Source organism: Colwellia sp. KU-HH00111 (genome assembly GCF_040362745.1).
In the GTDB taxonomy this organism is placed as follows: domain Bacteria; phylum Pseudomonadota; class Gammaproteobacteria; order Enterobacterales; family Alteromonadaceae; genus Colwellia.
Genome location: NZ_BAABWO010000001.1, coordinates 759754 through 772880 on the forward strand (window position 1 = coordinate 759754; position 13127 = coordinate 772880).

Sequence of the window (13127 nt, forward strand, 5' to 3'; positions counted from 1 at the left end):
AACTATGAAAATTAAAGCATCACAACAAGCAGCATTTGAGCACTTGCTCGATATTAGTGTTCAAATCAGTAAAGAAAGTAATATCGATATTTTGATGGAGAAAATATTGATGGCTTCGGTAGAAATATCTAATGCCGACGCTGGTTCTATTTATTTAGTTAATCAAAGTAAAGAATTAGAGTTTCGTACGGTCTACAACGACAGTATGGGCTTACATCTTGGTGGCAGCTCCGCTGAAAAAATCACCTTCCCGAGTGTTCCTTTATTTGTTGATGATAAACCAAATCGTACCGCGATAGTTGCTCATGCTGCCAATTCAGGTGAAGTGATTAATATAGAGGATGTGTACGACGCATTGCCTTATGATTTTAGCGCAGCAAGAACCATGGATACTAAAACAGGCTACCGCACTAAATCCATGTTGACCTTTCCACTAAAAGATCATACTGATGACATTGTTGGTGTTATTCAACTGATTAACGCAATGGAAGGCAATGAAATTATAAGCTTTTCTAAACAAGTAGAAAATCAAATATTATCATTTGCTTCGTTAGGGGCTATTGCATTAACCAACAAAGCCTTGATTTTTAATATGGAACAGCTGTTTGAGTCTTTTGCTAAAACGATAGCGGCGGCAATTGATGCAAAATCGCCACACACAGGAGGGCATTGTAAACGTGTACCTGAACTTACACTGATGATTGCAGATGCGGTGCATGATTATGATGAAGGGCCTCTAGCAACGTTCAAACTCTCCGATGAAGAAAGACATCAACTCAATATTGCAGGTTGGTTACATGATTGTGGTAAAATTGCGACGCCAGATCATGTCATTGAAAAGTCAAGAAAACTACAAACCATATTTGATCGTATTCATTATGTCAGCGCAAAATTAGAAATTGCAAGTAGGGACATCGACCTTGCTGTACAGGATGAAATAATTGCCGCGTTAAAACTAGGCAAAACAGTTCAGGTGCAACAGCTTGAGAGAAAAAGAGAGGTGGCTCAAAAGCAATTACAGCTCGACAAAGCTTTTTTGCTCAGAGTGAATATCGGAGGGGAGTTTTTAACTGATGAACAAGCACAGATGATTCATACTATTGCTACACGATATCAGATAACCTTAGATAGTGAGCGGCAAAACGTATTAACAACCAACGAAATTGATAACTTAAGTGTCAAACGAGGCACCTTAAATAACGAAGAACGAAGTATTATTCAAAAGCACATGGATGTAACGTTAAACATTCTTGAGGCATTACCTTTCCCTAAGCATTTAGCGAATGTGGCCGAATATGCCTTAGGACACCATGAAACCATGGATGGCAAAGGGTATCCCAGAGGTTTAGTGAAAGCGCAAATGTCTGTACCAGCAAGGTTAATGGCAATTGCAGATGTTTTTGAAGCACTCTCTGCATCTGATAGACCCTATAAAAGTGCAAAACCAGTCAGTGAGTGTTTAACCATTATGTCTAATATGGTTAAAAATAATCACCTAGACCCTGACTTATTCACCATTTTTGTCCGCTCAAAGGTTTATGAAAAATATATACATAAATTTGCAGACCCTAAACAAATTGATGATTTCAATATCGAAGCGATATTACCAACGACATAGGTTTTGTAGCTAAGATCTATAAGGTCTAAGGATAAATAAACTACAAACCTGTGTAATATTGGCTGTTGGTTGATTGTGGCACTAAGTCATCAAGCGATTGCTGAGCGTTATTTTCTCCCCTGATCAATTGCTCAAAACGCTTTATCAGGTCTAGCTTATCTGGCGATGCTTTATCACCTGCGCCAATATTGGTTAAATCAACCATAAACCCATCAAATAAATCACCTAAATCGTTAATGATATCAGTATTTAAAAATTGATCTTGATTATAGATACTTGGGTAGCCAGCTTTTTGTTTGTCAATGGCAAAACTATCGCCTTTGAGGTTGGTTATGCTGGTAGATTTATCACATGACAACATACAACCATTATCAATGCGTGGCTTTTCACAGCCAACACTTTGTTGGAAAAAGCATTGCCTGCTGGTCATTAACAAAATTGGGTGGTAAATGCTATAAAACAACTTAAAGTGCTCTGCCGATCCTGTGACGCTTGGTCTGACAATGTTACGCATTTGTTGTTTGTTAATTTCATTTGAAATAAAAGCACCACTACAATCAAAGGATTCTTTTAATGCCATTAATGCATATGAGTTAGTGGTATTTAAAAAAGGGCCTGCAATCCACTTTATTCCCAGTTGATAGGCTTCATAAGCAATGCCGGTATTATTAGTGACAATTAAATTAGGTTTAACTTGCTGTAAAATATTTACCGCAACATCATAATCCTTGCCAATTAATACTGAAGGGAACCACGGAATTAATTGAGGGTTTGCTTTAAAAAAGTCGACATATTTTGTACAGCCTCGTTTAAAAGCATCAGGCAATTTAAAGTAAACGTTAGCGTCAGTATGTTTGCTCAAATAGCTATCCGATTGCTCGCAAATGAGTAATGACAACTGTGGACGGTTTTTGTCCAAATCACGTACTTGCGGCTTTGATTGGTGAACAAGTACAGGTAGTTTAACTTCAGGTAATACGGCTTTATTGTTGTGTAATAATGTTGCGAGTTGTTTTTTTAACGCTGTTAACTCACTAAAAGGCAGCGCTAAGCCATGACCGAGTGTTTGGCTGTTGATCTCAATTAAACGAAAATGACTATTATTAAAGCTTTTAAAGCGTTTATTTATAACGTCTGCATCAATACTCGCTTGTTCGCTCTCAACCAATACGCTATTTGATTGTAAAGTCAGTACTTGGCTGTCATGGTTGGTATTTAGCGTGCTAGGGGTTAATAATGTTGCAACAAGTGTTAACGGCTCATTAGCTGTTCCAGAAAAGTGTAGCGATAAGCTGGGCTTTTCAATACTTAAGTGTTTTATTTTATCAAAGACTGTTGCTTTAATGTCTTTATTTTGCTGATGAAGCTTTTGTTCTACTTGATGTATTTGTACCACAGAAATTGCTTGGCTCTTATCAACAGCGTGTTGGGTAGAATTATCACGAGGATTATCAATAAACATTGACTGATTTAAATCGCCTCTCAAAAATGCATTGGAAAAATCGCGATTAAATACTTGGTAAAGACGCTCACCATCTTGGGTTAGCTCACCGGTATTAAGATAACCATCAATTTGTTTACGAAAACTATCAATCACAGTATGCACATAGTTGGCGCCTTTAATTCGCCCTTCAACCTTGAATGAATGAACACCTGCGTCAATTAAAGCAGGTAAATCGAAAAAGGCAGAATTATCTTTAATATTTAAAGGGAAATTATTACCAGAAGGTGTTGTTTGGTATTCTTCTCGGCAGGCTTGGCTGCAGCGGCCTCGGTTGCCAGAGTTACCGACACTTGCAGAGGTTGAATAACATAAGCCAGAAAAAGCAATACACAGTGAACCATGCACAAACACTTCTACTAAGATGTTATGTGCTTGAGCCACCTCAGTGAGTGCGGTGATCTCTCGAAGATTTAATTCTCTTGATAAATTTACCCGTGAAGCCCCTAATTTTTTTAAGAACAATAGTTGCCCTTTATTATGGGTAGTCAGCTGTGTTGATGCGTGAATATCTAAACGGGGAAAGTGCTTTGTGATCAGGTTAAACATCCCAATATCTTGCACTATCACCCCATCTAAAGAGGTGTTGACTAATTTGCTTAATAAAACTGCCAGCGATTTAAACTCGCGCTCTAAGATAACAATATTTAAGGTTAAGAAGATTTTGCATTGGTATTGATGGGCTAATCGAATGACACCAACTAATTCATCAAAAGAAACGTTAGCCGCACGGTTACGGGCATTAAAGGTATCTAGGCCGCAATATACTGCATCAGCACCGGCAATAATCGCCGCTTTGATCGCATCAACATCACCACCAGGGGCTAATAATTCAATTTCAGAACGCATTTTATAACCTATTACTCAGCTCTCAGAGGGAAAACTTTAAAAGGTGGGGATTTTACCCGTATCTTAAGTGAATGAATAGCGATAACTGTTTTAAAGCGAGTCTTTGTTATCAGCCTAAAAGTATTGTGCTTTAGCCAAGTAGGCTTTTTTTAAGTGTTCAATGAGTAGCTTTATTTTTTGTGGTTGATGTCGTGTATAAGGGTAAACTGCATAAATACCGAGCGAGCGGGCTTTATATTGGGTTAACAATGGAATTAAATCACCTTTTTGCAGATCTTCATAAACACTGCAGCGTGGCACATAAACAATACCGTATCCAGCAAGTGCTGCTTTGCGAAGTGCTTGGGAATTGTTAGTGGCAAAATTACCCGATATTTTGATACAAAACTCTTGCTGGTTTTGGGTGAAACGCCAATCATAAGCGCCTTCAGCTTGATAGGTGTAGGCTAAGCAATTGTGCGTACTTAGTTCTTGTGGGTTGTTAGGGGCTTCTTTGTTTTCAAGATACTTAGGCGCACAACAAATAATCCAACTTGATTGAATTAAGGGTTTGGCAATTAAGCTTGAATCACTTAACACGCCGGTTCTAATCGCTAGGTCTTGTCCTTCTTTGACTAAATCAACAAATTCATTTTCTAGGCGAACATCTATTGCTAAATTTGGATGTAATTGGCAAAACTCCGCGATTGCTTCTGCTAACAGTAATTCACCTGAAATGGTTGGCACTGTCATTTTGATGGTGCCGGTCAGCCCATCACTAAAGTTACTAATGGCACTTATGGCATCATTCACTTGGTTATTAATGCCTTTGGCATGCTGATAAAGAATCTCACCGGCTTCTGTTAAACTTAAGCGCCGAGTGGTTCTATATAACAACTGTGTTTCTAAACTTTGTTCAAGTTTTGAAATCTTCTTACTTAAGGCAGCAGGAGAAATATTGGCAAGCTGTGCCGCTTTGTTAAACGATTGTGCGTCTACAATTAAGGCAAACAGGGCAAGTTCACTCGCATTTGGCATCTATTATGCTCTTTTGGGAAATAATAAATTAATTATAGCGCTATTTATTAATAATGTCTTTGCGTATAAATTGAATGTTACCTTGAAATAATAAATTAATTGGCGCTTGTATCTATACTTAACTAAAGCAGCGTAATTGACTCTATGGTGTACCCAAATGACACAACTAAACAGCCAACATCTTCGACAGTATCCTAACAAGCCCAAGCAAGTCTATTTGTTTGGTACCTGTTTGGTTGATAGTTTTTTTCCTGATTCAGGCATGGATGCAATCACCTTACTTGAACAGCAAGGTATTGAGGTGTTATTTCCACAAGGGCAAAGCTGCTGTGGTCAACCGGCCTATAATTCTGGTTATCAAGATGAAGCTAAAGCCGTTGCCTTAGCGCAAGTGCGGCAATTTCCCTTAGATATTCCAATTGTGGTGATATCTGGCTCCTGCGGCGGCATGATGCGTCATCATTATCTTGAACTACTTGATGATGTACCAGAAATAAGCGCATTTTGCGAGCGCATATTTGAGTTTACCGAATTTCTTATTCATGCATTGCATCTAAAACTTACCGATCAAGGACAACCTGAGCGTGTGGCGTTACACACATCTTGCGCCGCAAGACGTGAAATGGGGGTGCATATCACAGGCAACCAGTTACTTGCTCAACTCGATAATGTCGAACTTATCACCCATGATTATGAAAGTGAGTGCTGTGGTTTTGGTGGCACTTTTTCAGTGAAGCACGGTGATATTTCAGCAGCAATGGTCGCAGATAAAACCAAACATTTACTTAATGCTGATGTAGTGCAGTATGTCAGTGCCGATCATGGCTGTATGATGAATATCAACGGCGCATTAGCGTATCAAAAGCAATCCTTACGCGGCGAGCATATTGCGAGTTATTTGTTGCGTAGAACCCAAGCGGATAAGGCGGCTAAATAATGACTGATCAACAGGCTTCGCCTCAACTTGAAGAACAAGAAAGTAAATACGCTAAATCTGCACGAGCGTTTCGAGACAATGTTACCCGTGATCTGGCTAATAGCGAATTGCGCTCAAACTTTCGTGGTGCCATGGATTATTTAATGGACAAGCGCAAAGCCGCGTTTTGTGAGGAGACTGAATTAGAAACACTGCGCATTCAGTGCCAACAAATCAAACAACGCTGTTTAGCCAAGCTGCCAATTTTACTTGAACAATTAGAAGACAAGTTAACGCAAAATGGCATTAAGGTGCATTGGGCTGAAACGACGACCCAAGCCAATGAAATCATCGCGCAACTGATCGAAGCCAAAAAAGGTAAGTCAGTGGTTAAAGGTAAATCTATGGTGTCTGAAGAAACGGCACTTAATGATTACCTGGCGCAGCGTCAAGTAGAATGTTTAGAGTCAGACATGGGGGAATATATTGTTCAGTTAGCCAAAGAGCATCCCTCACATATTATCATGCCTGCCATTCATCAAAACAAGCAACAAGTTGCTAAACTTTTTGCTGAAAATATTGAGGGTTTTAACTATAACACGGATGTTGACACCTTAATTCAACAAGGTCGATCGATACTTAGAGACAAGTTTTGCTCTGCTGATGTTGGGCTATCGGGCGTTAATTTTGCTGTCGCAGAAACCGGTACATTATGTTTAGTCGAAAATGAAGGCAATGGCCGTATGTGCACCACAGTACCTGATTTGCATATTGCCATTACAGGGATTGAAAAAGTGGTTGAACATTTAGCTGATGTGCCGCCCTTGTTAAGCTTATTAACGCGCAGTGCGACTGGACAAGCAATTTCGACCTATTTCAATATGATCACTTCACCCCGAAAAGTAGGAGAAAAGGATGGTCCTAAAGAAGTACATTTAGTATTACTTGATAATGGCCGCAGTCAAGCCTTTGCTGATGAAGAGCTAAGGCAAACTTTGCAATGTATTCGCTGTGGTGCCTGTATGAATCATTGCCCTGTTTATACACGTATTGGCGGCCATGCTTATGGCACAGTATATCCGGGTCCCATTGGTAAAATGATTTCACCTCATATGTTAGGGTTAGAAGCCACCAGTGATTTACCAACGGCCTCAAGTTTGTGTGGCGCTTGTGGCGAAGTGTGCCCGGTTAAAATTCCTATCCCAAAACTGTTATTACGATTACGCAAAGAAAGTGTTAAGCCTAAAGATGCTGCTGGTGAGGTGATGAAAGGCCAAGGAGCTGGTCGCTCTGCCACCGAAGCTTTTATTTGGAAGGCTTGGGCGTTAGTGCATAAATCATCATTACTTTATCAGTTGTCAATGTGGTCGCTGACTCGGTTTAGATTTTTAATGCCGAAAAACCTCGGTCCATGGACGCGTGTCAGAACGGCTCCTAAACCTGCGGCAAAGACCCTACATGAACAGCTAAAAAATCGAAAAAGCCAAGCAAGCACTGGGCGAGGATAAGCATATGAAGCATAGTGAAAAACCTAATATTGAGGATATCAGCACCTCAGCTAGAGCGAGTATTTTAGCTAAAATAAAAGCGCAAGTTGTTGGTGCGGATTATGACAAACTGCCTCAAGAAAATGCGTTTGTTTATCCTACCTTAAATAAAACAGAGCAATTGGCACAATTTTACCTGCACTTAGAAGCAAATCATGCGCAAGTCATTAAACTAGCTGAAGCAGATTTAGCGTCAGTGATTTCAGCCGAGCTGAATAAAAGAGCCATTACATCTTTACTTTATGGAAAAAACACCGATTATGCTACGTCGATGGCGTCACTCGCACCGCAGCTGCAATTGCAGGCGTACGATTTTTCGATTGATGATCACAAAGCATCGCTTTTTAATGACTATCCCGCGGCTGTTTCTAGTTCACGTTGTGCTATTTCAGCAACCGGTAGTATAGTTTTATGGCCTGATGAAAATGAGCCGCGTACTTTATCTTTAGTACCGCCAGTGCATTTTGTTATTGTCGATGCCAATACCCTGTACCCAGACTTTCAAAGCTTAATTGAGCAACAGCAGTGGCAAAAAAACTTACCCACTAATGTCGTTTTTATCTCTGGGCCTTCAAAAACGGCTGATATTCAACAAACCTTAGCCTATGGTGCTCATGGCCCAAAAGAGCTGATTGTTTTGCTGTTAAATAGTTAATAAACGTTGTTACGAGAATTGATATGTTAGAACCACATTACCAAGATTTTGCTAAAAAATTAGCGTTATTTTTGCCAAAAGAGCGCATTGTTTCTAGTTATGCTAAACGCCTAGCCTTTGGTGTAGATGCCAGCTTTTATCGGTTAGTACCCAAAATAGTGCTGATGCTAGACTCTGAACATGAAGTAGTAAAGGTATTAAAATTAGCCGCCACTGCTAAGTTGCCGGTAACCTTTAGAGCCGCAGGTACTAGCCTTTCAGGGCAAGCACAGTCGGATTCTATTTTAATTTTGTTAACCACTAGTTGGCGTGATCATGAAATCCTGGCGCTTGGCCTTAAAATTAAACTTGGTCCGGGGGTTATTGGTGCTGATGCTAATAAATACTTATTACCTTATGGACGAAAAATAGGGCCAGATCCGGCTTCAATTAATACTTGTAAAGTGGCAGGTATTGCCGCTAATAATGCCAGTGGCATGTGTTGTGGTGTTGCGCAAAATAGTTATCATACTTTAGATAGTATTAGAGTGGTTTTGCATGACGGTACTGTGTTAGATACTGGCGATGAAAACAGTGTTGCCGCTTTTAAACAATCACACCAGAGCTTACTTGATAACTTAAAAACCTTGGCGATAAATACCGCCTTTGATAAAGAACTCAGTCAATTAATTTCTCATAAATACCGACTAAAAAACACCACGGGTTATGCCATTAACTCGCTCGTTGATTTTAATGATCCTATTGATATTCTTGCCCACTTAATGATTGGCTCTGAGGGTACATTAGGTTTTATTTCATCTATCACCTATAACACTGTAGTAGAGCATAAGTACCGAGCCTCATCGTTAGTGTTTTTTCCAGATATGGAAACCACGTGCCGTGCTGTTACTGCATTAGCAACGGCAAATGTTTCAGCGGTAGAGTTAATGGACAGGCGGGCTTTAGCATCAGTGAGTGATATGAAAGGACTCCCTCCCTTTATTAAAGATCTTGATGAAAATGTTGGTGCTTTACTGATTGAAACACGTGCGTCAAACGCTGAATTGCTAGAGCAACAAGTCATTGAACTTGAAGCTATGTTGGATGCTTTTGAACAAAGTGATTGCATTAAATTCACTGATGTTGCTAATGAATATTCACAACTTTGGGCGATCAGAAAAGGGACCTTTCCAGCAGTTGGCGCGGTTCGTGAAAATGGCACCACGGTTATTATCGAAGATGTTGCTTTTCCGGTAGCGCAACTTGCTAACGGAGTAGCTGACTTAAAGCGTTTATTTGATAAATACCAGTATGATGAAGCGATTATATTTGGTCATGCTTTGGAGGGGAATTTACATTTTGTCTTTACTCAAGACTTTTCAACTCAAGCTGAGGTTGATCGTTATCAGGCGTTTATGGACGATGTTTGCCAACTGGTTGCTGTCGATTACCAGGGCTCACTCAAGGCAGAACATGGCACAGGACGAAATATGGCGCCCTTTGTTGAACTTGAATGGGGCAAACAAGGCCTAGCGTTAATGCAGCAAATAAAGCAATTATTTGATCCGCAAAGCTTACTCAATCCAGGGGTTATTATTAATGATGATGCTCAAGCACATATTAAAAATTTAAAAGCATTACCCGCAGCTGATCCCATTGTCGACAAATGCATAGAATGTGGTTTTTGTGAACCTGTATGTCCGTCTAATGGTTTAAGCTTTACCCCGCGTCAGCGCATTACCACTTATCGAGAAATTAGTCGCCTAAGAAAAACCAATGAAGATCCTAAATTGTTAGCTGAACTGGAAAAAGAGTTTGGCTATTCAGGTATTGATACCTGTGCTGCAACTGGATTATGCGCGCAGCGATGCCCCGTAGGCATTAATACCGGTGACCTTATTCGTGAGCTACGCCATACTCAAAATAAAGGTTACCAAGGCGTATCAAAGGTTATTGCTAACCACTTTAGCAAGGTTGAAAAAGCTACCCGTGTTTCGCTTGCGGTCATGGGTGGCAGTCATCGCTTAATTGGCAGTAGAGCCATGGGGGGAATTACAGGTACCATAAGAAAACTTTCGGCAAATAAAATTCCATTGTGGAGTAAATATTTACCACAAAAAGCCAACTATCAACCTAAAGTGCAAAAACATTTAGTCGCTGACGAAGGCCAAGCACATCAGGCTCGAACGAAAGTGGTTTATATCCCAAGCTGTGCTAGTCGAAGTATGGGGCAATCGATATCGGCAAGCGATCAACGTTCGCTGACAGAGGTCACTTTTGCGTTAATAGAAAAAGCTGGCTTTGATGTGATAAGTCCTGATCTTACCGGTGAATGTTGTGGCATGCCATTTAACAGCAAAGGTATGTTTGAACAAGCTAACCAGAAAAGAAATGCTATGCTTGATAAATTAGCGCAATTAAGTGAGCAAGGAAAATATCCTATTCTTATGGATACTAGCCCATGCAAATCTATGCTGATTGAAAATAAAGAACAAACCAGCCTTTTATCCATTTACGAGCCAGTGGGTTTTGTAGAAGATATTTTGGTGAATCACTTAGATTTTTCCCCCATTGATGAACCTGTGATGCTACATGTAACTTGTACCAGCCAAAAAATGGGCTTAGCGGATAAAATGCAACAACTGGCACAGCGCTGTAGCAGCCAGGTGATAATACCTGAGCATATTCAGTGTTGTGGTTTTGCTGGCGATAAGGGCTTTACTACGCCTGAATTAAATGAAAATGCATTAGCACCATTAAAGAAGCAGGTGCCTAAGGGGTGTGTTAACGGCTATAGTAATAGCAGAACCTGTGAAATTGGTTTATCGCATCATGCAGGCATTGATTATCAATCCATACTGTATTTAGTTGATAAAGCAACAACAGCAAGAGTTTAAGCCGACTTAAAAGAGCATGAATTAATAATAGGGGGTTAAGTGAACATAAATACAAAACTGCAATTGGTTACTATAGTTCCTTTATTACTTGCACTTTCAGCCGTGTTGTTTGTTACTCAAATACAATACCAGTCACTTTCAAAGCAAACAGTGGATGAATATAGACAAAGTGTTATTAAGCATAGAAAAAAAGAGCTACACAATTATGTCAAGCTTGCAGAAGGGGCAACTGAGCATATTTATCGAGATGAAAACTTAGATAAACAAGCGGCGCAAACCTTAGTTAAAGAAACACTTTCAAATATGCGTTTTGGCAAAGATGGCTATTTTTATGCATATGACTTTGAAGGTACTGCGCTGGTATTACCTGGCCAAGAATGGCGCTTGGGTAAAAACTGGTTAGAGCTTGAAGACAGAAATGGGGTAAAGCTGATTCAAGGGCTTATTGAAGGGGCTAAAGCGGGCGGCGGCTATTTAAATTATGTCTTTAATCAACCCTCGAAAGGCGGTGAAGTCGCCAAAAAAATTGGTTATGCTCGCGCGTTAGATGATTGGCAATGGATGATAGGTACAGGTGTTTATATTGATGATATCGACCAAGAAATTGCACACTTAAATGCCTCGATCAGCAAGCATATCCGTAGTACCTTCATTATGACTTTAATCATTGGTGTTGTTGCTGTTATAGCCATCTTTTTTTCTGGTCAGTTTATTCGTTTTAGTGAAAAAAAATTAGCCAATCGAAAATTACGCGAGCTTAATGAACGCATTTTTCAAACCCAAGAAGAAGAATGTAAACGTGTGTCTCGCGAATTGCACGATGGCATTAGTCAAACCATTGCCGCTGCAAGATTTTCTCTCGAAACTGCCCAATTAAAGCAACAAAACAATGATGATTCATCGAAAGAGCTTGATCGCTCAATGCAGTTGATTTGTCAAATTATGGGCGATATTCGCAGTATTTCACACCAGCTACATCCGGGTATATTAGAAGATTTTGGTCTAGGTGCTGCGTTAGAAGAGCTGGGTAGAGACTTTACCCAAAGAACGGGCATTAGTGTTAAGGTAGAGCGGCTTTCCATTCGTAATGTATTATCAACCGAAGTTAAAACCGCTTTATACCGTATTGCGCAAGAATCACTAACCAATATTGAACGACATGCTGATGCATCTGAAATACTTTTAACATTAAAATTAAAGCCGGGTTGGTTGGTACTAAAAATTCGCGATAATGGTCATGGCTTTGATTACCAGCAATACGACTGTGCTGAAAATAATAAAACAGCGGTTTATCATGGCATAGGCTTAAGAAATATGAAGGAACGATTAAATTTTTATCAAGGAGAACTACAAGTACAATCTGAAAAAACTGGCACAACTATATGTGCACGCATTCCACAAGCGCAACTTCGTTACAATGCTAGCACTGCTGGAGAATCGTAACTGAAGAAAGGGGAAAGAACATGATTAGAGTTTTGTTAGTCGACGATCATCCACTATTTCGCGAAGGCTTAAGATATCGTTTAAGCCTAGATCCTGATTTAGATGTGATCGCCGAAGCTGAAAATGGTAAACACGCGTTAGAGCTTATTAACAGTCTCGAACTTGATATTGTCTTAATGGATATTAATATGCCTGAGATGGATGGCATGTATGTACTAGAGTTAATTAAAGAGCAAGATATTGATTGCAAAGTGCTAATGTTAAGTATGCACGATGATAAAGAATATATTTTAGGGGCGATGCGTCATGGCGCTGATGGTTATATTCTAAAAGATGTTCCAGGAAAGGAACTCATTGACGCTATTAAAAAAATCATTGCAGGTAAGCATTATTTCAGCTCAGAAGTCACTGAAATTCTATCAAAAGAGCTGGCTGGAGAGCAGCGGGGCATAGTTACTCGGCGTGAACAATTAGTATTAAGGCTTATTGCTCAAGGGCTTAACAATAAACGCATTGCCCAAGAAATTAATGTTAGCGTACGAACAGTTGAAACCCATAAACGTAATATCAAACAAAAACTGGGTATCGATTCAACTTTAGGGTTAATGCGTTATGCCATAGATTATGGTTTAGATCGCTAGGTCAAGATGTATTAGTTAAGGCAATATAACCGCCTTAACTAATGCCTTTTTCAACTAAAACCTT

9 protein-coding genes are annotated in these 13127 nt (G+C 39.8%); 7 read left to right on the top strand and 2 right to left on the bottom strand.

All coding sequences use genetic code 11. The annotated features are described in order from the left end of the window. Window positions 1-4 precede the first annotated feature (4 nt). Entirely contained in the window at window positions 5-1618 is a 1614-nt protein-coding gene (locus ABXG98_RS03320; RefSeq protein WP_353537258.1) for an HD domain-containing phosphohydrolase, read from the top strand. Between the two features lie 40 nt (window positions 1619-1658). Here ABXG98_RS03320 and ABXG98_RS03325 read toward each other — a convergent pair whose 3' ends face one another. Beyond that, a complete protein-coding gene (locus tag ABXG98_RS03325) occupies window positions 1659-3968 on the bottom strand; it encodes a peptidase U32 family protein (protein ID WP_353537259.1) in 2310 nt (769 codons plus the stop codon). A 114-nt stretch (window positions 3969-4082) separates the two neighbouring features. Beyond that, complete coding sequence (locus tag ABXG98_RS03330) at window positions 4083-4985, bottom strand: LysR family transcriptional regulator (RefSeq protein ID WP_353537260.1); 903 nt, start codon at window positions 4983-4985, stop codon at window positions 4083-4085. A 157-nt stretch (window positions 4986-5142) separates the two neighbouring features. Between ABXG98_RS03330 and ABXG98_RS03335 the strand changes: the two genes are divergently transcribed. From ABXG98_RS03335 to ABXG98_RS03360, 6 genes are read left to right on the top strand one after another with little or no spacing between them, the layout of a single operon-like run. Continuing rightward, window positions 5143-5922 (top strand): (Fe-S)-binding protein, encoded by a 780-nt coding sequence (locus ABXG98_RS03335; protein ID WP_353537261.1) that lies wholly within the window; start codon window positions 5143-5145, stop codon window positions 5920-5922. Beyond that, window positions 5922-7409 carry a LutB/LldF family L-lactate oxidation iron-sulfur protein gene (locus tag ABXG98_RS03340; protein WP_353537262.1) on the top strand — a complete coding sequence of 496 codons (1488 nt, stop codon included), beginning with the start codon at window positions 5922-5924 and terminating at the stop codon, window positions 7407-7409. Before ABXG98_RS03335 ends, ABXG98_RS03340 begins: the two co-directional genes overlap by 1 nt. 4 nt (window positions 7410-7413) lie before the next feature. After that, window positions 7414-8103 (top strand): LutC/YkgG family protein, encoded by a 690-nt coding sequence (locus ABXG98_RS03345; RefSeq protein WP_353537263.1) that lies wholly within the window; start codon window positions 7414-7416, stop codon window positions 8101-8103. A gap of 23 nt (window positions 8104-8126) precedes the next feature. Then, window positions 8127-10979, top strand: coding sequence for an FAD-binding and (Fe-S)-binding domain-containing protein (locus tag ABXG98_RS03350; protein WP_353537264.1), 2853 nt, complete (start codon window positions 8127-8129; stop codon window positions 10977-10979). A 39-nt stretch (window positions 10980-11018) separates the two neighbouring features. Beyond that, window positions 11019-12422 (top strand): cache domain-containing protein, encoded by a 1404-nt coding sequence (locus tag ABXG98_RS03355; protein ID WP_353537265.1) that lies wholly within the window; start codon window positions 11019-11021, stop codon window positions 12420-12422. 20 nt (window positions 12423-12442) lie between these two features. After that, complete coding sequence (locus ABXG98_RS03360) at window positions 12443-13063, top strand: response regulator (RefSeq protein ID WP_353537266.1); 621 nt, start codon at window positions 12443-12445, stop codon at window positions 13061-13063. Window positions 13064-13127 lie beyond the last annotated feature (64 nt).